We start from the raw sequence: 24,436 nt of genomic DNA, 5'->3' as shown, positions 1-24,436 counted from the left end.
GGTGGTCGATATTTTCAGGCAAATCCGGACTTGCCGGTATCGATTCCGTTTTTGAGAGGGGTGAAGAGATGGCTGATCCGTACATCGAGGACGACGGCGCAGAGTTTCCGATCAATAACTACGTACAGTGCGGCCAAACCCAGTATGTGGCCAGTTTTGGCGAAGACCAGACGGAAGTCGACAGGATCAAGACCCGAGCCTGTCGGGTGCAGAAGGGCAAATTTTTACCCAGGGTGCCTGCCCCCGCCAGGAAGTGATTGATCCGAAAGCAGACCCCGCCATTGAGCGGGGTTTTTCATGCCGCACGGAATTGTAACCAGCCGTCAACTGCGAAACATTTTTCACAAAGTTTTCACAGATGCCGTCGTAGTCTCAGCTCATCCGTTAGAAAGCAACACCTGGCCCGTTTCCCCAGCGGGCTTTTTTTTGCCCGTAATAAAACCTTTCCCGAAAATGCTGTCCAACCATCGCCAATCGCGATGTTGAACCGGCGTGCTGGACATTGTCTGCGCGAAAGCATTCAATCTCGCCCCCTTTTTGTTTAGCTCTATTTTTGAGGTTTTCGTAATGCGTTTGACTCTGCCTGCTGTGGTTCTGGGCCTTTTGGTTACTCAAGGTGCAATGGCTGGCGACGGCACTGCCGCAGTCGGTGGTGGTTTGGGCGGCGCCCTGGGTAACGTTGTTGGCCAGAGCATGGGCGGCAGCACCGGCGCAGCGATTGGTGCTGGTGTCGCTGGCGCGGCAGGCAGTGCCGTTGCCGCCAAAAAAGGTCATCGCACCAGCGCTGCGATCGGTGGTGGAGTTGGCGCAGCCGGTGGTTCGGTGATCGGCCACAGCCTGGGTGGCAAAACCGGTTCCACTATCGGTGCCGGCCTGGGCGGAGCATTGGGTGGTGGCGTGGGCAGCAACCTGGCCAATGGTCACAAGCGTCACTGATCCTGATTGTCGATTCGAAAAACCCGGCCTGATGCCGGGTTTTTGCGTTAATGAACGTTTATCGCTTTTACACCTCGAATGCTTCATACCCTGGAAGAATGCGAGGCATGCCATGTACCCGAAAACCCAAGGCAATGAAGCGACGAGCCTGAATGTTCGACACTGGACGTTGCCTGCGATTGTTTTTGGATTATTGATTGCGCCGGTCGCGCTGGCGTCAGGTGATGGCAACGCTGCGGTAGGCGGTGGTCTCGGCGGAGCGTTGGGTAATGTCGTCGGTGGGCAAATGGGCGGCAGCACCGGTGCAGCCGTGGGCGCTGGTGTAGGCGGTGCAGCGGGCAGCGCGGTCGCGGCGCCGAAGGGCAGTCGCACAGAAGCTGCAATTGGTGGCGGGTTGGGATCAGCCGGCGGTTCGGTGATCGGCAACAGTCTGGGTGGGTCGACCGGATCAACTATCGGCGCCGGCCTGGGCGGCGCGGCCGGCGGTGCTGTCGGCAATAATCTTGGAACAGACAACGACCACTCACATTCCGGTGGGGGTCATAAACACAAGAACAAACACAAGAACAAGCATCATTGAGCCGCAGCGCTCAACAGTAGAAACCCGGCCTGGTGCCGGGTTTTTCGTTTCTGTCTGTCGGGCTTCGGAACGTTTTTCTGCAGGCCGCCTCGAACTTCATACACCCCGAATGTTTTGAGGCTGACCATGACGCCGGAAACCGAAGGCAGGGAAGAAAAAGGCCCAGGCGGTCTGCCATTTATCAATGATCCCGGCAACGAAGACCCGGGTTCGCTGATGGACGACGCGACGGTACCGCTCAACGACGCCGATGATGCGGGCGACGTAGGCAACACAGATTCTGAAACGGATGAGGACGACGAACAGTGACCGGCGGTCTTTTTTATCGAACGCGTTCATCGTGCCAGCCTCGAAACATCAGGGCCTGCATTTCAAGCTCGATGAGAGGTGCCAAATGAACACTGATCCCAAAGACTCCGATATTGACGAAACTCCAGAGTATCCATTGCCGTCGCCCACCGATTCGTTGAGTCGTGATCAACGGCCGCCTGACGAGGCAGGCGTCGAACAAGTGCCGAGCGATAGCGATGATGCAAAGCGCGGTGATGTCGAGGTGGGCCCTGATGATCCTGACATTGCCGGAGACGACTGTTCGGGGGAACCGAGCTGACCCTCGCCCCTTGTGGACGCTCGTCGATTGAGTGGCACCCCGTCAATGGCGCAGGTGCCAGATCAGGTATGCAACTTTGAAAGGAGGTGCACCATGATCAGTTCAAAACTGATGGCGTTGACGGTGGCCGGTTTGTTATCGGTTGGTTCTTCGATGACGTTTGCCCAATCGTCTGGCAGTGGGTCGCCTGTCGACAAGGGTGGGATGCCACCCTCCACCCAAATGAACGCCGGCCAGTCGGGGCCGGAGAATGCGTTGCCACCCGGGTCGATCGGTGGTGGCAATGGTGGCGATGCGGATGGGAGCAGCACCAGCCCGGGAAAGGGGAGCGGGTCGATGAGCGGTGGCAGTTCGACACAGAGCGATTCTGGGCGTGGGTCTGGAGAATCAGGTAGTTCGGGAGCTGCTGCGGATGAGGAGGCTGGGGGGTAATTTGTCTATGCGTCAACCTTTATGACCCGGCCATACGCTGGGTTTTTCTTGTGTGATCTTTAAACGAATCAGCTGTGATTGAATGCACCGCCGAAAGCGGGCTTGGCGAAGGCAGGGGCCAGATAACATTGATGTCGTCTGATTCACTGCTATCGCGCCAGCCTGCTTCGTATTGCCGCGTCAGGCGCCAAAACCACCGTCGATCGTCAGGCTCGCACCGGTGATGTACCCAGCTTCCGGGCCAACGAGGTAAGCGACGAAACTGGCGATTTCTTCAGCTTTACCGTAACGACCCACCGCCATCAACGGGATCAGGCTGTCGGCGAAGTCGCCGTGGGCCGGGTTCATGTCGGTGTCGACCGGGCCCGGTTGCACGTTGTTGATGGTAATGCCTTGCGGGCCGAGGTCACGCGCCAGGCCTTTGGTCAGACCGACTAGTGCCGACTTGCTCATGGCATACGGGCCACCACCTGCAAAGGGCATGCGGTCGGCGTTGGTACTGCCGATGTTGATGATGCGTCCCCCTTCTGTCATATGCTGCGCGGCCGCCTGGGTAGCGATGAACACACTGCGCACGTTGATGGCCAATGTCTGGTCGAAGTCTTCGAGCTTGAAATCGGCGAGCGGAGCGACGGCCAGAACACCCGCGTTGTTGACCAGGATATCCAGGCGACCGAACGCCTCTACCGTCACGTTTACCGCGTTGCGAATGGCGTCGGCATCGGCGCTGTCCGCCTTGATCGCCAAGGCTTTGCCACCCAGAGAGATAAGGCTGTTTTGCAGTGCTTCGGCTTTCGCGGTGGAGCTGACATAGGTGAAGGCAACGCTCGCGCCTTCAGCGGCCAGGCGTGTGACGATGGCGGCGCCAATGCCGCGGGAGCCACCTTGAATCAATGCCACTTTGCCGCTGAGGTTCTGAGTAGTCATGTCGATCTCCAAAGTCCCGAGGCGAGATGTCCCGGTTGATGGAGCCTAGTATCGATTCTGGTTTACAGGCTGTGTAGACGGTCATTGCTATAGTCTGTGTAAACCAGAAGTTTATAGTGGTGTGTCATGGAAACCTTCAGCAGTATCGAATGCTTTGTGCGCAGCGCCGAAGTCGGCAGTTTCGCCGAAGCCGCGCGACGCTTGAGCCTGACACCGGCGGCGGTGGGCAAAAGCGTGGCCAAACTTGAAGCGAATCTGGGTGTGCGGTTGTTTCAGCGCAGCACTCGCAACCTCACCCTGACTGAGGCCGGCCAGTTGTTTTTGAGTCAGGTCAGCGCCAGCCTGACGACTATTCAGAACGCCGTGGCCAATCTGGCCAGCGCCGAAGGTCTCCCGGCGGGCACCTTGAAAGTCAGCATGGGCACGGTGTTCGGGCGGTTGTATGTCGTGCCGTTGCTCGGTGAATTTCTGCAGCGATATCCGGCGATCAACCCGGACTGGCATTTCGATAATCGTCAGGTTGACCTGATTGCCCAGGGGTTCGACGCGGCGATTGGTGGCGGATTTGAGTTACCCCAGGGTGTCGTGGCGCGCAAGCTGGCACCGGCGCATCGGGTGTTGCTGGCGTCTGCCGATTATCTTGCTCGGCGCGAAGCGATCAGGGAGCCCGATGATCTGCAACACCACGACGGCATCCTGATTCGCTCGCCGCAAACCGGACGTGTGCGTTCCTGGCAGTTGAGCGGACGCAGCCCCCAGCACTGCCGCCCATTGATGCTCAAGGCGCGAATGACCATGAGTGATTCGGATGCGGCTTGCGCTACGGCGGCTCAGGGTTTGGGGGTTGCGCTGGCGAGCATGCCGTTCGCGGTGAATTATCTGGAGGCGGGCACGTTGCAGCGTGTGTTACCGGACTGGTACATCGATGACGGTAACATTTCGATCTATTACGCCGAGCACAAACTGCTGCCGGGCAAGACTCGAGCGTTCGTCGATTTCATCATCGAGCAGTTTGCCGAGCTGGGGTTGGCGCAGCGGTTTAGTGCTGCTTGAGCAGCACTCGAGACCGAAGTTGAATCGGGGTCAGCCCTTGCTGATGATGTTCCCGGCATGCAACCCGCATTCTTTCTGCGTGGCTTCTTCCCACCACCAGCGACCTTCGCGCTCGTGCTGGTTCGGAAGTACCGGGCGGGTGCAAGGTTCGCAGCCGATGCTGATGAAACCACGCTCATGCAGGCTGTTGTACGGCAGCTCCAGCATGCGGATATAGCCCCAGATCTCTTCGCTGGTCATTTGCGCCAACGGATTGAATTTGTACAGGGTACGCTCCGGAGTGGAGAACGCGGTGTCGATTTCCATTGCCGCGACGGCGCTGCGGGTGCCGGGGCTCTGATCCCGACGCTGGCCGGTGGCCCAGGCCTTCACGCCAGACAGCTTGCGGCGCAACGGTTCGATCTTGCGGATGCCGCAGCATTCGCCATGCCCGTCCTTGTAGAAGCTGAACAGGCCTTTTTCCTTCACGAAGGGTTCGAGTTTGGTGTAGTCCGGCGACACCAGTTCGATGTCGATCTTGTAGTGCTCGCGCACTTGATCGATGAAGCGGTAGGTCTCCGGGTGCAGGCGACCGGTGTCGAGGCTGAACACCTTGACGTTCTTGTTCAGCTTCCAGGCCATGTCCACCAGGACCACATCCTCGGCACCGCTGAAGGATATCCACAGCTCATCGCCGAACTCGGCAAAAGCCAGCTTCAGGATGTCCTGGGCGGATTTATTGGCATAGGTCGTGGCGAGTTCCACGACGTCGAACGTTGGGCTCATCAGGGCGGTTTCCTACAGGTCGGTGGCGCTGGGCGCTCTATATGGGGTCGATGGTAACAAAAAGCTGCGCAGATCGGGGCACCCTCTGCGTTGCGCAGGCCCGCCCGAGTCGCTAGAGTTCGGCAGTCTTTTTGCTCGCTCGACTCAATAATCAATACAAATGGGAGTGTCTTGTGGAAATTGCCTGTCTGGATCTTGAAGGTGTACTGGTCCCGGAAATCTGGATCGCCTTCGCCGAAAAAACCGGGATCGAAACCCTCAGGGCCACCACCCGGGACATTCCCGACTACGACGTGCTGATGAAGCAGCGCCTGCGGATCCTCGACGAGCACGGCCTGAAACTTTCGGACATTCAGGAAGTGATCGCCACGCTCAAGCCGCTGGACGGCGCCATCGAGTTCGTCGACTGGCTGCGCGAGCGCTTCCAGGTGGTGATCCTGTCGGACACCTTCTATGAGTTTTCGCAGCCGTTGATGCGCCAACTGGGCTTCCCGACCTTGCTTTGCCATCGTCTGATTACCGACGAAAGCGGGCGAGTGACGAGCTATCAGTTACGTCAGAAAGATCCCAAGCGTCAGTCGGTCCTGGCCTTCAAGAGCCTCTACTATCGGGTGATAGCGGCGGGGGATTCCTACAACGACACCACGATGCTCGGTGAAGCGGATGCGGGGATTCTATTCCATGCGCCGGATAACGTGATCGCCGAGTTCCCGCAGTTTCCGGCGGTGCATACGTTTGAGGCGTTGAAGCAGGAGTTCATCAAGGCTTCGAACCGGACCTTGAGCCTTTAATCGGCCGGACTGACGCTTTCGCTGGCAAGCCAGCTCCTACAAGGTCGTCGCCATCTTCGCGATGTACGCGATTCCTGTAGGAGCCGGCTTGCTGGCGAAGCTTTTAAAGGTTTTGCAGGGTGTCGAGCAGTACCTTCACCTTGGTGATCGATTCCTGATATTCGGCTTGCCACTCGGAGTCGGCCACTATCCCGCCACCGCCCCAGCAACACACCTGCCCATCCTTGACCAGCAAACTGCGAATGGCGATGGAACTGTCCATCTCGCCGCGCACGTCCAGGTACATCAACGAACCGCAATACAGTCCGCGCCGGGTCGGTTCCAGCTCGTCGATGATCTGCATCGCACGAATCTTCGGCGCGCCGGTGATTGAGCCGCCGGGGAAGCTGCCGGCGATCAGGTCCAGGGCATCACGGTCATCCGCCAGTTCGCCGGTCACGCTGCTGACCAGGTGATGCACGTTTGGATAGCTTTCCAGGCTGAACAACTCCGGCACCCGGACCGAACCGGTGCGGCAGGTGCGTCCGAGGTCATTGCGCAGCAGGTCGACGATCATCAGGTTTTCCGCGCGATCCTTGGGGCTGGCCAAGAGTTCGGCGGCGTTCGCTGCATCCTCTTCGGGGGTCGGGCCTCGTGGCCGCGTGCCTTTGATCGGACGGGTTTCAACGTGACGCTGGCTGACTTTGATGAAGCGCTCCGGCGACAGACTCAGCACTGCACCGCCGTCGGGCAGGGCCTGGAAACCGGAAAACGGCGTCGGACACGCGGCCCGCAATGCGCAGTAGGCTGCCCAGGAATCGCCTTGGCAGGGTGCGTGAAAGCGCTGGGCGAAGTTGACTTGATAACAGTCGCCGGCCTGAATGTACTGCTGAATGCGCTCGATCGCCCGGCGATACTCATCAACGTTGAGGTCGGCAATCATCGGGGTTTGCAGTTTGAAAGGCTCTACCGGCTCAGGCGCGGGCTGAGTGAACAGCGCGATCAAGCGTTGGCGCTCGCTGTCGGTCAGGGACGGGTGAAACACCAGTTGACTGCTTTTGTGCTGGTGATCGCTGATCAGTGCCCAGCCATACAAACCAAAACGTGCGTCCGGCAATTGCAGGTCATCCAGCGCCTGACTCGGCAGGCGTTCCAGATGCCGGCCGAAGTCGTAACTCAGGTAGCCGATCAAGCCACCGGCGAACGGCAGCTCATAAGCTTGGGGCAGGGATGCCTCGCCCAGTCGTGTCAGGTTATTGCGCAGGCGTTGCAGGAAATCGTTTCCACTTTCGTCAGGCGCTACCGTCAATTGCTCCAGCGGCCAGGCGCTGAGCAGGTCATAGCGGCCGCGGTCGGCGCTCGGCCGGCCGCTGTCGAGCAGCACGGCGCCGGGGGCATGGCGGATCGCCGCGAAATATTCAGCGGGGTTGGCGCGATAGGGCAGCGGGTGTACGGAACAGGTCAACATGGGCGGGGGAGATCAGCCATTGAGGCGGGGTGGCGATTGTAGTCCCCTCGGGGAATTGCTCCTAGAGGGATGTCGGAGATTGGCAGGTTGAGGTGGGATTGAAGATTGTTATGGCTGTAAAACCGCTATCGCGAGCAGGCTCGCTCCTACAGGGGGTAGCGCAATCCCTATGGAGCGAGCCTGCTCGTGATAGGCGTAAGCAGGTTCTGAATCAACCCTCGACCGGCGGAATATGCCCAAACATTTCCTGCACAAACGCTACGCGCTCTTCGACGGTTTCAGTCACGCCCCGGGCCTTGAGCTCTTCCAGCCGCGCTTCGACGGCGTGGGTGCGCAACGTCAATCCACAATCGTTGGCAATCTGGATGTTCAGCCCCGGCCGGGCATTGAGTTCCAGGATCAATGGGCCTTTTTCCTGATCAAGCACCATGTCGACTCCGATGTAGCCCAGCCCGCACAGCTCGTAACAGCCGGCAGCGAGTTTCATGAAACCGTCCCAGTAGGGCAATTGCACGCCGTCCACCGCGTTGGTGGTGTCCGGGTGTTTGGTGATGATGTTGTTCAGCCAGGTACCGCGCAACGTCAGGCCTGTCGCCAAGTCGACGCCGACGCCAATCGCACCCTGGTGCAGGTTGGCCTTGCCACCGGACTGGCGGGTCGGCAGGCGCAGCATGGCCATCACCGGGTAGCCCATCAGCACGATGATGCGGATGTCCGGCACGCCTTCGTAGCTGATGCTCTTGAAGATCTGGTCCGGGGTGACGCGATATTCGATCAGCGCCCGATCCCGATGCCCGCCGAGGGAGTACAGGCCGGTGAGGATGCTGGAAATCTGATGCTCGATTTCCTCATGGCTGATGATCTTGCCGGACACCGTGCGATAGCGGCCCTCGAAGCGGTCGGCAATCACCAGGATGCCGTCCCCGCCGGCGCCCTGGGCCGGTTTGATCACGAAATCGTTGCGCCCGCCAATGATCTTGTCGAGGTTATCGATTTCCTTCTCGGTCGAGATCACGCCATACAGCTCCGGCACATGAATCCCGGCGGCGATGGCGCGTTCCTTGGTGATGATCTTGTCATCGACGATCGGGTACAGGCTGCGCTTGTTGTACTTGAGCACGTAGTCCGCGTTGCGCCGATTGATGCCCATGATCCCCCGGGCTTCCAGGGCCTTCCAGGTCTTCCAGAAGCCGAACATCAAGCGTCAGCCTTTTTCAGGAAGGCCTTGAAACGCACCAGTTCAGTCAGGCGGTAACCGCGATAACGACCCATTGCCAGCATGAAGCCCACCAGGATCAGCAGGATGGCCGGGAAGGTGAAGACGAAGTACACCAGTTCGGGCACGCTCATGATCAGGTGCGCAAGAGATGCCGCGAATAGCGTACCGATGGCTACTTTCATCGCATGGCTGGCGCCGCGTTCTTCCCAGGTGATCGACAGGCGTTCGATGGTCATGGTCAGAATCACCATTGGGAACAACGCGACCGACAAGCCGCGCTCCAGGCCAAGCTTGTGGCTGAACAGGCTGATGGCCGCGATCAGCACTACCACGAAGGTCAGCACCACCGACAGCCTCGGCAACATCTGCAACTTCAGGTGTTCGAGGTAGGAGCGCAAAGACAGGCCCAGTGCGGTAATGATCGTGAACAGGACGATGCCAAATCCCAGCTGGGTTTCGCGGAACGCCAAGGCGATCAGCACCGGGGTGAAGGTGCCCAGGGTCTGCAGCCCGATCAGGTTGCGCAGGATCAGGATCACCAGTACGCCGATCGGGATCATCACCATGATCATGAAGGTCTGCTGGGTTTGCAGCGGCAGGCCGTACAGCGAGTATTCGAGGAAGTTGGCGTCGGTGTTTTCATCGGTCAGCTTGGCCAGGCGAATGGCGTTCATTTCGCTGTTGTTCAGGCTGAAGGTCACGTTGGCTTTCTTGCCGCCATCGACGGTGATCAGGTTTTCGTCACCGGTCCACCACAACAGGCGGTCGGTCGGCAGGCCCTGTTCGCCGGTTTCCGGGTTGAAGTACAGCCAGTCGGTGCCGTTGAAGCTGCGCAACCAGAGCTCCGGCATTTGCGGCTGGTCGGCCACCAGGCGGATGGTGTGGACCTTTTCCACCGGCACGTGGGCGATGGACAACAGCAGTTCGACCGTTTTCGCTTTATGCGCCGTCGACGGATCGCCGGCCAGCAGCAATTTCACGTTGTCGTCGCTGAGATTGTTGACACGCTTGATGGCTTCGCCGATGAAGGTCTCGACGTCGGCCGAGTGCTGGCGGATCGGCGCGAGCAGGGCTTCGGCGGCGATTTTTTCCGGGCCTTCGATGACCATGCTGTCACGGAACGTCGGGCCTTTTACCTTGAGTTTCTCGCCGGAATAGCGCTTGGTCAGCACCAAACGGTAATAGAGGGTCTGGTTGCCCTTGGCCCGGCGCGCCGACCAGGTGACCTTGCGGTTGCCGTCGACCCGGTTCACCGCCACGCCATAGTTGTTGGAAATGAAGCTTTCATTAAGGCTGACGAAGTCGCGGCTCAGGGGCGGCACGAACATCTGGATCTTGACCGGGTCCTTGGCGCTGGCGACGAACTCGACCTTGGCATCGATGTTCCACAGGTCGTCGGTGGCGTCTTCGGTCACCGGAATGCCCAGGACGAAGATCTGATAGGCCGTAACTGAAATGCCCAGCACCACCAGGATGGCGATCAGCAGTTTCAGATGAAGGGTAAGAGAGCGCATTGGAATTACTCTGCGGTATGAGCGTCGGTGGTGCAGGCGGGTTTGCCGGCAGCATATTTAAGGCTGGGATCGACCAGCGCATCGAATCGTTTGAGGGCTTCGGAGCCGATCAAGAGCGGGTATTGGAAGGCACTTCGGTCAGTAAGGTTCACTTCTATGCTGCGCAAAGCCGTGCCCATGCAGATATCCAGTTCGATGACCGGACGGGCGGTGTACTTCTTGCCTTCTTCTGGATCGTAGTCGCCGGCCCGACGCTTGATCTTGCTGACACGGGCCAGCGGCCGTTCGATCGGGTGCGAATGGGCGGCGTCGATGGCCAGGTAAAACCGGACCCATGACTCGCCATTGCGTTTGAAGCGCTTGATGTCCCGTGCACTTAAAGAAGCGGTTTTGGCGCCGGTGTCGAGTTTGGCGGCCACTTCCAGGTCGATGCCATTAAGGGAAGCGTATTCGTTGAGGCCATACACGGTCTTTTCCCCTGCCAGCGCAAATCCGGGCAAGCAAAGGAAATAAAGGAATGTGGGGAAGGGCTTGAGTCTCATAAATCCTGGTGCACAGCGGTCCGTACTTCGATTCAGGGCCCTGGCATCGCTGCGCAAGCTCCTTCGTATGCCTATCAGGGATTGATGACAGACAGTGCAGATGTGACAAACAAATGCGGGCGGCATTCTAGCACGGTGGTTTTATGGCGCCAGCGCTGGCCGACAGCTATAAAACAATGGCTTGCTTCATTGCAGGGCAACCGGTTATCAGAAGATTGTCGACAATATCTATTTATCCTTTGACTTGGTGCCCTGTATTCGCTAATTTTTGCGGCACTGGCTTACAAGGTGTCGACAATCATGCTGGATCAACTCGATCCCCCGGTTTCTACGCAAGACGATACGGAGACGCTTTCCGAGAACGTCTTCCGCCGCATTCAAGCGGCCATCGTCAAGGGTGATATCGCTCCGGGCAGCAAAATTTCCGAACCGGAACTGGCGCGCACCTACGGCATCAGCCGGGGCCCGCTGCGCGAGGCCATCCACCGCCTGGAAGGGCAGCGTCTGCTGGTGCGCGTACCGCATGTCGGGGCGCGCGTGGTGTCGCTCAATCACGCCGAACTGGTGGAACTCTACGAGATCCGCGAGTCCCTGGAAGGCATGGCCTGCCGCCTGGCCGCTGAGCGCATGAGCCTGGAAGAAATCGACGAACTGCGTCGGGTCCTGGAGACCCACGAGCGCGATGCGGCATTTCAGGCCGGTGTCGGCTACTACCAGCAGGAAGGCGATTTCGACTTCCACTACCGAATCATCCAGGGCAGCGGCAACCGTACGCTGACCCAGATGCTCTGCGGCGAGCTGTATCAACTGGTGCGCATGTACCGCATCCAGTTTTCCACCATGCCAAATCGTCCACACCAGGCGTTTGCCGAGCACCACCGAATTCTCGATGCCATCGCCGACCGTGACGGTGAACTGGCCGAGTTGTTGATGCGCCGTCACATCGGCGCGTCCAAACGCAACATCGCCCGTCATTACCAGGACGGCGCCAACCCGACAGCCAAACGAGGTGAGTCATGAGTTTGAACAAGAGCACTCCAGGCCAGCGTTTCCGCGATGCGGTCGCCAGCGAGCATCCATTGCAAGTGGTCGGCGCGATCAATGCCAACCACGCACTGCTGGCCAAGCGCGCCGGTTTCAAGGCGATCTACCTGTCGGGTGGCGGGGTGGCTGCCGGCTCCCTCGGCCTGCCGGACCTGGGTATCACCGGTCTGGACGACGTGCTGACCGACGTGCGTCGCATCACCGATGTTTGCGACCTGCCTTTGCTGGTCGATGTCGACACCGGTTTCGGCTCGTCGGCCTTCAACGTCGCTCGCACCGTCAAGTCGATGATCAAGTTCGGCGCAGCGGCGATTCACATCGAAGACCAGGTCGGCGCCAAGCGCTGCGGTCACCGTCCTAACAAGGAAATCGTGACCCAGCAGGAAATGGTTGACCGCATCAAGGCCGCCGTCGATGCCCGTACTGACGACAGCTTCGTGATCATGGCTCGTACCGACGCCCTGGCCGTGGAAGGTCTGGAGTCTGCCCTGGATCGCGCCGCTGCCTGCATCGAAGCCGGCGCCGACATGATTTTCCCGGAAGCGATCACCGAGCTGGACATGTACAAGCTGTTCGCCAGCCGCGTGAAAGCGCCAATTCTGGCCAACATCACCGAATTCGGCGCGACGCCGCTGTACACCACCGAGCAACTGGCCGGTGCCGATGTATCGCTGGTGCTGTACCCGCTGTCGGCCTTCCGCGCCATGAACAAGGCTGCGGAAAACGTCTACAACGCACTGCGCCGCGATGGTACGCAGGCGAATGTCATCGACACCATGCAGACCCGCATGGAGCTTTACGATCGCATCGACTACCACACCTTCGAGCAGAAGCTCGATGCGTTGTTCGCCGCGAAGAAGTAATGATTAAAAGATCGCAGCCTTCGGCAGCGCCTACACCGACCTATTTCTCCTGTAGGAGCTGTCGAGTGAAACGAGGCTGCGATCTTTTCGGCAATACGCGATAGACCTGATGAATCAAATTTTGCCGATTCCCTAATAAATTCAAGATTGGAGACAGCAATGGCCGAAGCAAAAGTACTCAGTGGCGCCGGGCTCCGTGGCCAGGTTGCCGGGCAAACCGCACTGTCCACCGTGGGCCAGTCGGGTGCCGGTCTGACCTATCGTGGTTATGACGTTCGTGAACTGGCGGCTGACGCGCAGTTTGAAGAAGTCGCTTACCTGCTGCTGTACGGCGAACTGCCGAGCAAAGCACAACTGGCCGCCTACGTTGCCAAACTGAGCAAGCTGCGTGACCTGCCGCAAGCGTTGAAAGAAGTGCTGGAACGCATCCCCGCCGACGCCCACCCGATGGACGTGATGCGCACCGGTTGCTCGTTCCTGGGTAACCTGGAGCCAGAGAACAACTTCTCCGAGCAGCACGACAAGACCGACCGCCTGCTGGCTGCCTTCCCGGCGATCATGACCTACTGGTATCGCTTCAGCCATGAAGGCAAGCGCATCGAATGCGTGAGCGACGAGCAATCCATCGGCGGTCACTTCCTGCACCTGCTGCACGGCAAGAAGCCGAGCGAGCTGCACGTCAAAGTGATGAACGTTTCGCTGATCCTGTACGCAGAGCACGAGTTCAACGCATCGACCTTCACCGCCCGTGTTTGCGCATCGACCCTGTCCGACCTGTATTCCTGCATCACCGCGGCCATCGGTTCGCTGCGCGGTCCGCTGCATGGCGGCGCCAACGAAGCGGCGATGGAAATGATCGAGCGCTTCAGCTCGCCGGAAGCGGCGATCGAAGGCACCCTCGGCATGCTGGAGCGCAAGGACAAGATCATGGGCTTCGGTCACGCGATCTATAAGGACAACGATCCGCGCAATGAAGTGATCAAGGGCTGGTCGAAAAAACTCGCTGACGAAGTGGGCGACAAGGTGTTGTTCCCGGTCTCCGAAGCTATCGACAAGACCATGTGGGAGCAAAAGAAACTGTTCCCGAACGCCGACTTCTACCATGCCTCGGCGTACCACTTCATGGGCATTCCGACCAAGCTGTTCACACCGATTTTCGTCTGCTCGCGCCTGACCGGCTGGGCGGCGCACGTGTACGAACAACGTGCCAACAACCGCATCATCCGTCCAAGCGCCGAATACACCGGCGTCGAACAGCGCAAGTTCGTGCCAATCGAACAACGCTGAATGGTGGAGGTTTGACGCAGGGATCTGAATTCAACGCAGATCCCTGTAGGAGCGAGCCTGCTCGCGATGGTGTGTCATTCACACTGGTGTCGTCTGACACACCATCGCGAGCAGGCTCGCTCCTACAGTGGATCGTGTTGATTTCGAAGCCTGCGTCGGCCCCGCCTTTTGAAATTACCGTGACCGAGTCCTGACCGATGAACACAGAATTCCGCAAATCGCTGCCCGGCAGCAAACTGGACTACTTCGACGTCCGCGCGGCAGTCGAGGCCATTCAGCCCGGCGCCTATGACACCCTGCCTTACACCTCTCGCGTGCTGGCGGAAAACCTTGTGCGTCGCTGCGACCCGGCCACGCTCACCGAATCCCTGAAGCAATTCATCGAACGCAAGCGCGACCTCGATTTCCCGTGGTTCCCGGCCCGCGTGGTGTGCCACGACATCCTCGGCCAGACCGCACTGGTCGACCTCGCCGGCCTGCGTGACGCCATCGCCCTGCAAGGTGGTGATCCTGCGCAAGTGAACCCGGTGGTACCGACGCAATTGATCGTCGACCACTCCCTGGCCGTCGAGCGCGGTGGCTTCGATCCGGAGGCGTTCGAGAAGAACCGCGCCATCGAAGACCGTCGTAACGAAGACCGTTTCCACTTTATCAACTGGACCAAAAAGGCGTTCAAGAACGTCGACGTGATCCCGCCAGGCAACGGCATCATGCACCAGATCAACCTGGAGAAAATGTCTCCGGTGATCCAGGTGCGTGACGGCGTGGCGTTCCCTGACACCTGCGTCGGTACCGACAGCCACACCCCGCACGTCGATGCGTTGGGCGTGATCGCCATTGGTGTCGGTGGTCTGGAAGCCGAGAGCGTGATGCTCGGCCGTGCCTCGTGGATGCGTCTGCCAGAAAGCGTCGGCGTCGAGCTGACCGGCAAGCTGCAACCGGGCATCACCGCCACTGACATGGTGCTGGCGCTGACCGAGTTCCTGCGCAAGCAAAAAGTCGTCGGCGCATGGCTGGAATTCTTCGGCGAAGGCGCTTCCGCGCTGACCCTCGGCGACCGCGCAACCATCTCCAACATGGCCCCGGAATACGGCGCCACCGCGGCGATGTTCTACATCGACCAGCAGACCATCGACTACCTCAAACTCACCGGTCGCGAAGACGATCAGGTGCAGCTTGTGGAGCAATATGCCAAGACCACAGGTCTGTGGGCTGACAGCCTCAAGGGTGCGCAATACGAGCGCGGCCTGACGTTCGATCTGTCTTCTGTGGTGCGCAACATGGCTGGCCCGAGCAACCCGCACGCCCGTGTAGCGGTTTCCGATCTGGCGGCCAAAGGTATCTCCGGTCAGTGGGACGATGTTCCGGGTCAAATGCCGGACGGCGCAGTGATCATTGCCGCCATCACCAGCTGCACCAACACCAGCAACCCGCGCAACGTGATTGCCGCCGGCCTGCTGGCGCGCAATGCGAACAAGCTCGGCCTGACCCGAAAGCCATGGGTCAAATCGTCCCTGGCCCCAGGTTCGAAAACCGTGGCGCTGTACCTCGATGAAGCGGGCCTGACCGATGAGTTGGATCAGCTCGGTTTCGGCGTCGTGGCCTTCGCTTGCACCACCTGCAACGGCATGTCCGGTGCACTGGACCCAGTGATTCAGCAAGAAATCATCGACCGCGACCTGTACGCCACTGCCGTGCTGTCCGGCAACCGTAACTTCGACGGCCGGATCCACCCGTACGCCAAGCAAGCGTTCCTGGCTTCGCCGCCATTGGTCGTTGCTTACGCCATCGCCGGTACCATCCGTTTCGATATCGAAAAAGACGTGCTGGGCGTGGTCGACGGCAAGGAAATCCGTCTGAAAGACATCTGGCCGAGCGACGAAGAAATCGACTCGGTGGTCAAAGCCTCGGTGAAGCCTGAACAGTTCCGTCAGGTGTACATCCCGATGTTCGCCATCCACGAAGACACCGGCCCGAAAGTCGCGCCGCTGTACGACTGGCGCGAAATGAGCACCTACATCCGCCGTCCTCCGTACTGGGAAGGCGCGCTGGCCGGCGCTCGTCCGCTCAAGGGCATGCGCCCACTGGCGGTACTGCCGGACAACATCACTACTGATCACCTGTCGCCGTCCAACGCCATCATGCTCGACAGCGCCGCTGGCGAATACCTGGCGAAAATGGGCCTGCCGGAAGAGGATTTCAACTCTTACGCGACTCACCGTGGTGACCACCTGACCGCACAGCGCGCGACCTTCGCCAACCCTAAACTGTTCAACGAAATGGTTCTGGAAAACGGCAAGGTCAAGCAGGGCTCGCTGGCTCGCGTCGAGCCGGAAGGCAAAGTGATGCGCATGTGGGAAGCCATCGAAACCTACATGGACCGCAAGCAGCCGCTGATCATCATCGCGGGCGCCGACTACGGTCAGGGTTCGTCCCGCGACTGGGCCGCCAAAGGCGTGCGTCTGGCCGGTGTGGAAGCGATTGCCGCCGAAGGTTTCGAGCGCATTCACCGCACCAACCTGGTGGGCATGGGCGTGTTGCCGCTGGAGTTCAAACCGGGCACCAACCGTCACACCCTGGCCATCGACGGCAGCGAAACCTATGACGTGATCGGCGACCGCACCCCGCGTGCCGACCTGACGCTGGTGATCCATCGCAAGAACGGCGAGCGCGTCGATGTGCCGGTGACCTGCCGCCTCGACACCGCTGAAGAAGTGTCGATTTACGAAGCCGGTGGCGTACTGCAACGCTTCGCCCAGGACTTCCTCGAAGAATCGGCGGTTGCCGTTTAACACACGCTCTACACACACGGGACTTTGAGTCCCGTGTGTGTTTTCAGGCTAAGGAGTAAGCAAGACCATGGCTCATGCACCGCAAATCAAAATTCCCGCGACCTACATGCGCGGCGGCACCAGCAAAGGCGTGTTCTTCAGCCTTAAAGACTTGCCGGAAACAGCACAGGTCCCAGGCCCGGCCCGCGATGCCTTGTTGCTGCGCGTGATCGGCAGCCCCGATCCGTACGACAAGCAAATCGACGGCATGGGTGGCGCAACTTCCAGCACCAGCAAAACCGTGATCCTGTCAAAAAGCACCCAGGCCGATCACGACGTCGACTACCTGTTCGGTCAGGTCTCCATCGACAAGCCCTTTGTGGACTGGAGCGGCAACTGCGGCAACCTGACGGCAGCCGTCGGTTCGTTCGCTGTCAGCAACGGCCTGGTCGACGCCAGCCGCATCCCGCACAACGGCGTGGCCGTGGTTCGCGTATGGCAGGCCAACATCAGCAAGACCATCATCGCCCACGTGCCGATCACCAACGGTGAAGTCCAGGAAACCGGCGATTTCGAACTCGACGGCGTGACCTTCCCAGCCGCTGAAGTGCAGGTCGAGTTCCTCGATCCGGCAGCGGACGAAGAGGGCGGTGGCGGTTCGATGTTCCCGACCGGCAACCTCGTGGATGAGCTGGAAGTACCCGGCGTCGGCACCTTCAAGGCGACCCTGATCAACGCCGGCATCCCGACGATTTTCGTCAATGCCGAAGACATCGGCTACAAAGGCACTGAGCTGCAAGGCGCGATCAACGGCGATCCGAAAGCCCTGCTGATGTTTGAAACCATCCGCGCTTACGGCGCACTGCGCATGGGCCTGATTTCCAACGTCGACGAAGCGGCCAAACGGCAGCACACGCCGAAGGTGGCCTTCGTTGCCAAGCCGGCGGACTACGTATCGTCCAGCGGCAAAGCCATTGCGGCGGGCGATGTCGACCTGTTGGTGCGTGCATTGTCGATGGGCAAGTTGCACCACGCGATGATGGGCACGGCAGCGGTAGCCATCGGCACGGCGGCAGCGATCACCGGTACGCTGGTCAACCTTGCAGCGGGCGGCACCGAGCGTAATGCGGTGCGCTTCGGGCATCCGTCCGGCACCTTGCGCGTCGGCGCTGAAGCCAGCCAGGTGAACGGCGAGTGGACCGTGAACAAGGCCATCATGAGCCGCAGTGCGCGGGTGTTGATGGAAGGTTATGTGCGTGTGCCGGGTGATTCGTTCTGATTCACGCTCTGCAGGAGCTGGCTTGCTGGCGATGGCGTTCTTGAAATCGCCATCGCCAGCAAGCCGGCTCCTGCAAAGGATCGCATTTCAAAACAAGAAAGCAGCGATACACCGAGACGCCTGAACCGAGGTCCCATCAACGAACCACTTCATAGAGTGAATCGAACATGAGTGCCAACGTCGACCTGAACAACCGCCCCGACTACGACAAAGTCCTGCAGGACATTGCCGACTATGTCCTCAACTTCAAGATCGATTCTGCCGAAGCGCTGGACACCGCGCGCAACTGCTTGATCGATACCTTGGGTTGCGGCCTGCTGGCCCTGCGTTTTCCCGAATGCACCAAGCATCTCGGGCCTGTGGTCGAAGGCACCGTTGTACCGTTCGGGGCGCGGGTTCCGGGTACGTCTTATCGGCTTGATCCGGTCAAGGCTGCATGGGATATCGGCTGTATCGTGCGTTGGCTCGACTATAACGACACCTGGCTCGCGGCCGAGTGGGGGCATCCGTCGGATAACCTCGGCGGTATTCTTGCGGTAGCGGACCACCTGTCGCAAAAAAGTCTGGCCAATGGCGAGGCGCCGTTGACCATGCGCACGGTGCTTGAATCGATGATCATGGCCCACGAGATTCAGGGTGTGATCGCGCTGGAAAACTCGTTCAACCGTGTCGGTCTCGATCACGTCATTCTGGTGAAAGTCGCGTCGACGGCGGTCACCGCCAAGCTGATGGGCGCCAATCGTGAGCAGCTGTTGTCGGCGTTGTCCCACGCTTTTGCTGACGGCCAGGCGTTACGCACGTATCGGCATGCGCCGAATGCCGGGTCGCGAAAGTCCTGGGCAGCCGGTGATGCGTCCAGTCGTGGCGTGCGCCTGGCGGACATTGCGATGCGTGGCGAGATGGGGATTCCCGGGGTGTTGAGTGCCAAACAGTGGGGCTTTTACGACGTGCTGTTCAGCCACACCAATAGCGATCTGGCGCTCAAGCCTGAAGGCAAGCGCGCTTTCAGTTTCTCGCGGCCGTACGGCAGTTATGTGATGGAGAATGTGCTGTTCAAGATCAGTTTTCCGGCCGAGTTTCACGCGCAAACGGCCTGTGAAGCGGCGGTGATCCTGCATCCGCAGGTTCGCAATCGACTGCATGAAATCGACAAAGTGGTGATAACTACACAGGAATCGGCGATTCGCATCATTTCCAAGGTCGGGCCGCTGGCCAACGCTGCCGACCGCGATCACTGCATCCAGTACATGACCGCGGTGCCGATGGCCTTCGGCAACCTGGTTGCGGAGTACTACGAAGACGATTTCCACAAGGCGCATCCGATCATCGATGTGCTGCGCGAGAAAATGGTCATCGTCGAAGAGCCACGTTACACCCGTGAATATCTGGAAACCGACAAGCGTTCGATTGCCAATGCGGTACAGGTGTTTTTCAAGGACGGTTCCAGCACCGAGAATGTGGTGGTGGAATACCCGATTGGCCATCGTCGGCGTCGGGCTGAAGGTATTCCGTTGCTGGAGGGGAAATTCAAGGCGAACTTGCTGACACGTTTCACCGGGCAGCGCACTGAGGAGATTTTTGCGCTGTGCAAGGATCAGCAGAAACTTGAGGCGACAGCGGTGAACCGGTTTGTGGATTTGTTGGTTATTTAGACAGACCTCTGTAGGAGCTGCCGCAGCCTGCGGCAGCTCCTGCAGAAGCAGAAGTGTGACCCGAATTACTTGAACCGCCGCTCCACACCTTTCTCCACAAGGATTTTTGCGGAGATTTCTTCCACGGAAAAATCTGTGGAGTTGATGTGCGGGATGTTCTCGCGACGGAACAGGTTTTCCACCTCGCGCACTTCGAACTCGCATTGGGCGTAGCTCGAATAGCGGCTGTTGGGTTTGCGTTCGTTGCGGATCGCGGTCAGGCGGTCGGGATCGATGGTCAGGCCGAACAGCTTGTGCTGGTGGGCGCGCAGGGCGTTTGGCAGTTGCAGACGTTCCATGTCGTCTTCGGTCAACGGGTAGTTGGCCGCGCGGATGCCGAATTGCATGGCCATGTACAGGCAGGTTGGGGTCTTGCCGCAGCGCGACACGCCGACCAGGATCAGGTCGGCCTTGTCGTAATAGTGCGTGCGGGCGCCGTCATCGTTGTCGAGAGCAAAGTTGACGGCCTCGATACGCTCCATGTAATTGGTACTGGAGCCGATGGAGTGGGACTTGCCGACGGTGTACGAAGAATGCTCGGTCAGTTCCTGTTCAAGCGGCGCCAGGAACGTCGAGAAAATGTCGATCATGAAACCATTCGAGGTAGCAAGAATCTCACGAATGTCCTGATTGACGATGGTGTCGAAGATAATCGGACGAAAGCCGTCGGTTTCAGCGGCTTTGTTGATTTGTTGTACCATGGCCCGCGCTTTGTCCACGTTGTCGATGTACGGCCGTGTGACTTTGCTGAAGGTAATGTTTTCGAACTGCGCCAGGAGACTCTGGCCGAGGGTTTCGGCAGTAATGCCCGTGCCATCGGAGATAAAGAAAGCAGATCGTTTCATTTGCACCTTGGGCCTTAAGCTAGTGACGAATCTTGGATATGATAGGCGCGATTTGCTGGCCGCCAATGGCCTGCATTCTCACTTATTTTCCAGGTCCAGGCCATATAGTCGGCAAATGCTCCTTTAGAGCGCCGGCTTCTGAGCTTTTCCAACACAGTTAGTGGAGAGATCACCTTGGTAGAGTACGTAGTTTCCCTCGACAAGCTCGGCAAAGACGACGTTGAGCACGTGGGGGGCAAGAACGCATCCCTGGGCGAGATGATCAGCAACCTTGCGGGTGCCGGTGTATCGGTGCCCGGTGGCTTCGCCACGACCGCGCAGGCTTATCGTGATTTCCTGGAACTGAGCGGCCTGAATCAGCAGATTCACGACGCCCTTGATGCCCTGGACGTCGATGACGTGAATGCGCTGGCGAAGACCGGTTCCCAGATCCGCCAGTGGATCATGGAAGCCGAGTTCCCTGAAAAACTGAATGCCGAAATCCGTACCGCGTTCGCCGCGCTGTCCGCCGGCAACCCCGACGTGGCCGTAGCCGTGCGTTCTTCCGCTACCGCCGAAGACCTGCCGGACGCATCCTTCGCCGGTCAGCAGGAAACCTTCCTGAACATCCGTGGTGTCGAAAACGTCATTCGTGCCGCCAAAGAGGTGTTCGCTTCGCTGTTCAACGATCGCGCCATTTCCTACCGCGTGCACCAGGGCTTCGACCACAAGCTGGTCGCCCTGTCGGCCGGTGTGCAGCGCATGGTCCGCTCCGAAACCGGCACCGCCGGCGTGATGTTCACCCTCGATACCGAGTCGGGTTTCCGTGACGTGGTGTTCATCACCGGCGCCTACGGCCTGGGTGAAACCGTCGTGCAAGGCGCGGTGAACCCGGATGAGTTCTACGTCCACAAAGGTACGCTGGCCGCCGGTCGCCCTGCGATTCTGCGCCGCAACCTGGGCAGCAAGGCCATCAAGATGATCTACGGCGACGAAGCCAAGGCCGGTCGTTCGGTGAAAACCGTCGACGTGGACAAAGCCGAGCGCGCACGTTTCTGCCTGTCCGATGCCGAAGTCAGCGAACTCGCCAAGCAGGCGATGATCATCGAGAAGCACTACCAGTGCCCGATGGACATCGAATGGGCCAAGGACGGTGACGACGGCAAGCTGTACATCGTGCAGGCCCGTCCGGAAACCGTGAAGAGCCGTACTCAGGCCAACGTCATGGAACGTTACCTGTTGAAAGAGACCGGCACCGTGCTGGTGGAAGGTCGTGCCATCGGCCAGCGCATCGGCGCCGGCAAGGTCCGCATCATCAAGGACGTGTCCGAGATGGACAAGGTCCAGCCAGGCGACGTACTGGTATCCGACATGACCGACCCGGACTGGGAACCGGTCATGAAGCGCGCCAGCGCAATCGTCACCAACCGTGGCGGCCGTACCTGCCACGCGGCGATCATCGCCCGTGAACTGGGTATTCCAGCGGTAGTCGGTTGCGGTAACGCCACCCAGCTTTTGAAAGACGGCCAGGGCGTCACCGTTTCCTGCGCTGAAGGCGACACCGGTTTCATCTTCGAAGGCGAACTGGGTTTCGACATCAAGAAGAACTCCGTTGACGCCATGCCTGATCTGCCGTTCAAGATCATGATGAACGTCGGCAATCCGGATCGCGCCTTCGACTTCGCGCAGCTGCCGAACGCAGGTGTGGGCCTGGCCCGCCTGGAATTCATCATCAACCGTATGATCGGCGTGCACCCCAAGGCACTGCTGAACTACGACGGTCTGCCGCAGGACATCAAGGAAAGCGTCGACAAGCGCATCGCCGGATACGACGATCCGGTCGGGTTCTACGTCGAAAAACTGGTCGAAGGCATCAGCACTCTCGCTGCTGCGTTCTATCCGAAGAAGGTCATCGTGCGTCTGTCGGACTTCAAGTCCAACGAGTACGCCAACCTGATCGGCGGCAAGCTGTACGAGCCGGAAGAAGAAAACCCGATGCTGGGCTTCCGTGGCGCTTCGCGTTACATCAGCGAATCGTTCCGTGACTGCTTCGAACTCGAATGCCGTGCGCTCAAGCGTGTGCGCAACGAGATGGGGCTGACCAACGTCGAAATCATGGTGCCGTTCGTCCGTACCCTGGGCGAAGCGAGCCAGGTAGTGGATCTGCTGGCTGAAAACGGTCTGGCCCGTGGCGAAAACGGTCTGCGCGTCATCATGATGTGCGAACTGCCGTCCAACGCGATCCTGGCTGAAGAATTCCTCGAGTTCTTCGACGGTTTCTCCATCGGCTCCAACGACCTGACCCAGCTGACTCTGGGCCTGGATCGTGACTCCGGCATCATCGCGCACCTGTTCGACGAGCGTAATCCAGCGGTCAAGAAGCTGCTGGCCAACGCCATTGCCGCGTGCAACAAGGCTGGCAAGTACATCGGCATTTGCGGTCAGGGCCCTTCGGACCACCCGGACCTGGCCAAGTGGCTGATGGAGCAGGGCATCGAAAGCGTTTCGTTGAACCCCGATTCCGTACTGGAAACCTGGTTCTTCCTGGCGGAAGGTCAAGCTTCGGCCTGATGGTGTGTGAACGACTCGCTCACCTGCCTTTGTAGGAGCGAGCATGCTCGCGATGGACGTCAACGACACCGCGTTTATCCTGGATAAACGCGGTGTCCCGGAGGTCATCGCGAGCAAGCTCGCTCCTACAGGGGCGACGTAGTGTCAGTGAGCGGCCGTTTTAGAGATTCAAGCAGGGCGGGCTCCTCTGGATGCCGCCCTTTTTTGTGCAAGAGATTATGCAAAGCAGCAGCAATCTATTTCCTGTCGCTCTGATCAGCGCCGAACGGCGCGGTGATCTGAGCGAAGACGTCTACCGTTTGAAACCCGGTAACAGCCCAGACTATTCGGTCGAACTGGCTGTGACCCGCCTTGGCATGGCCGATGAACCGGCAACCCGTGGCGTGCCGGTGATCCTGCTGCATGGCAGTTTTTCCAATCGGCGGTTCTGGTTCTCGCCCAAAGGCATTGGGCTTGGCGCTCACCTGGCCCGTCAGGGGTTCGATGTGTGGGTTCCGGAAATGCGCGGTCACGGTTTGTCTCAGCGCAACCAGACCTACCGCAAGAACAGTGTCGCCGACTACGCCCGCTACGATTTGCCGGCCATTGGTGCGTTCGTGCGCGAGCAGAGCGGGCAAACTCCCCACTGGATTGGCCATTCCCTGGGCGGTATCACGCTGGCAGCTGCGTTGGGTGGCGAGTATATCGGCGAGCCGGTGGTGGCCTCTGCGGCATTTTTTGGTACCCAAGTCAGTCGTACCTATTGGCCATTGAAAATTCCGCCGGTGGAGTGGAGCGGTCGCTTCATTCTCAAGCGTTTTGCCCAGTTGTCCGGATCCAGGCTCAAGCGCGGCCCGGAGGACGAGCCGATCGGCCTGGCCCTGGAAAGCATGCGCTGGTTTGGTTTGTTCGGACGCTTTGGCGACGCTGACAAGGACTGGTGGGCCGGGTTGGCCGAGGTCAAGCTGCCGGTACTTGCCGTCAGCGCCGCGGGTGACCATCAGGATCCAGCGTGGGCATGCCGAAAGCTGTTCGATCAGGTCGGTTCCGAACACAAGCAATTCATCAACCTGGGGCGCGAGCAGGGCTTCACCGATAATTTCGGCCATGTGGAAATGCTCGTCAGCAAGGCTGCCCAGGCTGAAGTCTGGCCATTGGTGACATGCTGGCTGAAGGATCAGCAGACGCCATTACCGGGAGCACAACAGGATTTTGCCGCGGCAATCTGAGCCTGACGCTCTATCAAGGGCATTTCGCTCTGGTCGGCTTGCGGCTAAGATATGACGCATTGAGCTGTTCTGGTCATTTTCT

The 24,436-nt window shown here is 59.4% G+C and carries 22 protein-coding genes; 15 read left to right on the top strand and 7 right to left on the bottom strand.

Going from position 1 to position 24,436, the window contains the following annotated elements:
* Nucleotides 1–68 precede the first annotated feature (68 nt).
* The 5 genes from QMK58_RS21600 to QMK58_RS21580 all read left to right on the top strand — a co-directional run bounded on the left by QMK58_RS21600 (nucleotide 69) and on the right by QMK58_RS21580 (nucleotide 2,126).
* Complete coding sequence (locus tag QMK58_RS21600; protein WP_053157344.1) at nucleotides 69–257, top strand: hypothetical protein; 189 nt, start codon at nucleotides 69–71, stop codon at nucleotides 255–257.
* Nucleotides 258–567: 310 nt separating this feature from the next.
* Nucleotides 568–936 carry a hypothetical protein gene (locus QMK58_RS21595; RefSeq protein WP_053157347.1) on the top strand — a complete coding sequence of 123 codons (369 nt, stop codon included), beginning with the start codon at nucleotides 568–570 and terminating at the stop codon, nucleotides 934–936.
* 112 nt (nucleotides 937–1,048) lie between these two features.
* Nucleotides 1,049–1,516 carry a glycine zipper domain-containing protein gene (locus tag QMK58_RS21590; protein WP_053157350.1) on the top strand — a complete coding sequence of 156 codons (468 nt, stop codon included), beginning with the start codon at nucleotides 1,049–1,051 and terminating at the stop codon, nucleotides 1,514–1,516.
* 126 nt (nucleotides 1,517–1,642) lie between these two features.
* Nucleotides 1,643–1,825 carry a hypothetical protein gene (locus QMK58_RS21585; protein WP_320395412.1) on the top strand — a complete coding sequence of 61 codons (183 nt, stop codon included), beginning with the start codon at nucleotides 1,643–1,645 and terminating at the stop codon, nucleotides 1,823–1,825.
* 85 nt (nucleotides 1,826–1,910) lie between these two features.
* Nucleotides 1,911–2,126, top strand: coding sequence for a hypothetical protein (locus tag QMK58_RS21580; protein ID WP_053157355.1), 216 nt, complete (start codon nucleotides 1,911–1,913; stop codon nucleotides 2,124–2,126).
* Nucleotides 2,127–2,738: 612 nt separating this feature from the next.
* On the opposite strand, the gene QMK58_RS21575 is transcribed toward QMK58_RS21580, so the two are convergent.
* Complete coding sequence (locus QMK58_RS21575; protein WP_320395411.1) at nucleotides 2,739–3,485, bottom strand: 3-oxoacyl-ACP reductase family protein; 747 nt, start codon at nucleotides 3,483–3,485, stop codon at nucleotides 2,739–2,741.
* A gap of 126 nt (nucleotides 3,486–3,611) precedes the next feature.
* Between QMK58_RS21575 and QMK58_RS21570 the strand changes: the two genes are divergently transcribed.
* A complete protein-coding gene (locus QMK58_RS21570) occupies nucleotides 3,612–4,538 on the top strand; it encodes a LysR family transcriptional regulator (RefSeq protein WP_053157364.1) in 927 nt (308 codons plus the stop codon).
* Nucleotides 4,539–4,568: 30 nt separating this feature from the next.
* Here QMK58_RS21570 and QMK58_RS21565 read toward each other — a convergent pair whose 3' ends face one another.
* A complete protein-coding gene (locus tag QMK58_RS21565) occupies nucleotides 4,569–5,303 on the bottom strand; it encodes a phosphoadenylyl-sulfate reductase (protein ID WP_053157367.1) in 735 nt (244 codons plus the stop codon).
* Nucleotides 5,304–5,476: 173 nt separating this feature from the next.
* On the opposite strand from QMK58_RS21565, the gene thrH reads away from it, so the two are divergent.
* The gene (thrH, locus tag QMK58_RS21560) at nucleotides 5,477–6,094 is read left to right on the top strand and encodes a bifunctional phosphoserine phosphatase/homoserine phosphotransferase ThrH (RefSeq protein ID WP_053157369.1); all 618 of its coding nucleotides are present in this window, start codon (nucleotides 5,477–5,479) and stop codon (nucleotides 6,092–6,094) included.
* Nucleotides 6,095–6,197: 103 nt separating this feature from the next.
* On the opposite strand, the gene pabB is transcribed toward thrH, so the two are convergent.
* The 4 genes from pabB to QMK58_RS21540 form a co-directional block, all read right to left on the bottom strand.
* Nucleotides 6,198–7,541 carry an aminodeoxychorismate synthase component I gene (gene pabB / locus QMK58_RS21555; RefSeq protein WP_320395410.1) on the bottom strand — a complete coding sequence of 448 codons (1,344 nt, stop codon included), beginning with the start codon at nucleotides 7,539–7,541 and terminating at the stop codon, nucleotides 6,198–6,200.
* A 211-nt stretch (nucleotides 7,542–7,752) separates the two neighbouring features.
* Nucleotides 7,753–8,739 carry an alpha-L-glutamate ligase-like protein gene (locus QMK58_RS21550; RefSeq protein WP_053157375.1) on the bottom strand — a complete coding sequence of 329 codons (987 nt, stop codon included), beginning with the start codon at nucleotides 8,737–8,739 and terminating at the stop codon, nucleotides 7,753–7,755.
* Nucleotides 8,739–10,274, bottom strand: coding sequence for an inactive transglutaminase family protein (locus tag QMK58_RS21545; RefSeq protein WP_053157378.1), 1,536 nt, complete (start codon nucleotides 10,272–10,274; stop codon nucleotides 8,739–8,741). The genes QMK58_RS21550 and QMK58_RS21545 overlap by 1 nt, the downstream gene beginning before the upstream one ends.
* A gap of 5 nt (nucleotides 10,275–10,279) precedes the next feature.
* On the bottom strand, nucleotides 10,280–10,816 hold the full coding sequence (locus QMK58_RS21540) for an ATP-dependent zinc protease (RefSeq protein ID WP_053157381.1): 537 nt from the start codon (nucleotides 10,814–10,816) through the stop codon (nucleotides 10,280–10,282).
* Nucleotides 10,817–11,116: 300 nt separating this feature from the next.
* Between QMK58_RS21540 and QMK58_RS21535 the strand changes: the two genes are divergently transcribed.
* The 6 genes from QMK58_RS21535 (at nucleotide 11,117) to prpD (ending at nucleotide 19,712) form a co-directional block, all read left to right on the top strand.
* Entirely contained in the window at nucleotides 11,117–11,836 is a 720-nt protein-coding gene (locus QMK58_RS21535; protein ID WP_053157384.1) for a GntR family transcriptional regulator, read from the top strand.
* Complete coding sequence (gene prpB, locus QMK58_RS21530; protein WP_053157387.1) at nucleotides 11,833–12,723, top strand: methylisocitrate lyase; 891 nt, start codon at nucleotides 11,833–11,835, stop codon at nucleotides 12,721–12,723. Before QMK58_RS21535 ends, prpB begins: the two co-directional genes overlap by 4 nt.
* 159 nt (nucleotides 12,724–12,882) lie before the next feature.
* Nucleotides 12,883–14,010 carry a 2-methylcitrate synthase gene (gene prpC / locus QMK58_RS21525; RefSeq protein ID WP_053157390.1) on the top strand — a complete coding sequence of 376 codons (1,128 nt, stop codon included), beginning with the start codon at nucleotides 12,883–12,885 and terminating at the stop codon, nucleotides 14,008–14,010.
* Nucleotides 14,011–14,207: 197 nt separating this feature from the next.
* Nucleotides 14,208–16,802 (top strand): Fe/S-dependent 2-methylisocitrate dehydratase AcnD, encoded by a 2,595-nt coding sequence (acnD, locus tag QMK58_RS21520; RefSeq protein WP_053157393.1) that lies wholly within the window; start codon nucleotides 14,208–14,210, stop codon nucleotides 16,800–16,802.
* A 67-nt stretch (nucleotides 16,803–16,869) separates the two neighbouring features.
* Entirely contained in the window at nucleotides 16,870–18,060 is a 1,191-nt protein-coding gene (gene prpF, locus QMK58_RS21515; RefSeq protein ID WP_053157397.1) for a 2-methylaconitate cis-trans isomerase PrpF, read from the top strand.
* Between the two features lie 167 nt (nucleotides 18,061–18,227).
* Nucleotides 18,228–19,712, top strand: a complete 1,485-nt coding sequence (prpD, locus tag QMK58_RS21510; RefSeq protein WP_320395409.1) for a 2-methylcitrate dehydratase — start codon at nucleotides 18,228–18,230, stop codon at nucleotides 19,710–19,712.
* Between the two features lie 65 nt (nucleotides 19,713–19,777).
* On the opposite strand, the gene QMK58_RS21505 is transcribed toward prpD, so the two are convergent.
* On the bottom strand, nucleotides 19,778–20,596 hold the full coding sequence (locus QMK58_RS21505; protein WP_053157402.1) for a pyruvate, water dikinase regulatory protein: 819 nt from the start codon (nucleotides 20,594–20,596) through the stop codon (nucleotides 19,778–19,780).
* A 228-nt stretch (nucleotides 20,597–20,824) separates the two neighbouring features.
* Here QMK58_RS21505 and ppsA point away from each other — a divergent pair, with 228 nt between their 5' ends.
* Both ppsA and QMK58_RS21495 read left to right on the top strand, forming a co-directional pair.
* Nucleotides 20,825–23,146: a phosphoenolpyruvate synthase gene (gene ppsA / locus QMK58_RS21500; protein WP_320395408.1), complete on the top strand. Its 2,322-nt coding sequence runs from the start codon at nucleotides 20,825–20,827 to the stop codon at nucleotides 23,144–23,146.
* 218 nt (nucleotides 23,147–23,364) lie between these two features.
* Entirely contained in the window at nucleotides 23,365–24,354 is a 990-nt protein-coding gene (locus QMK58_RS21495; RefSeq protein ID WP_053157408.1) for an alpha/beta fold hydrolase, read from the top strand.
* Nucleotides 24,355–24,436: the final 82 nt, after the last annotated feature.

The sequence above is a fragment of the Pseudomonas sp. P8_241 genome, from assembly GCF_034008315.1.
Taxonomy (GTDB): domain Bacteria; phylum Pseudomonadota; class Gammaproteobacteria; order Pseudomonadales; family Pseudomonadaceae; genus Aquipseudomonas.
The sequence above is the reverse complement of the archived record's forward strand: the minus strand, read 5'-3'. Positions and strand labels throughout refer to the sequence as shown.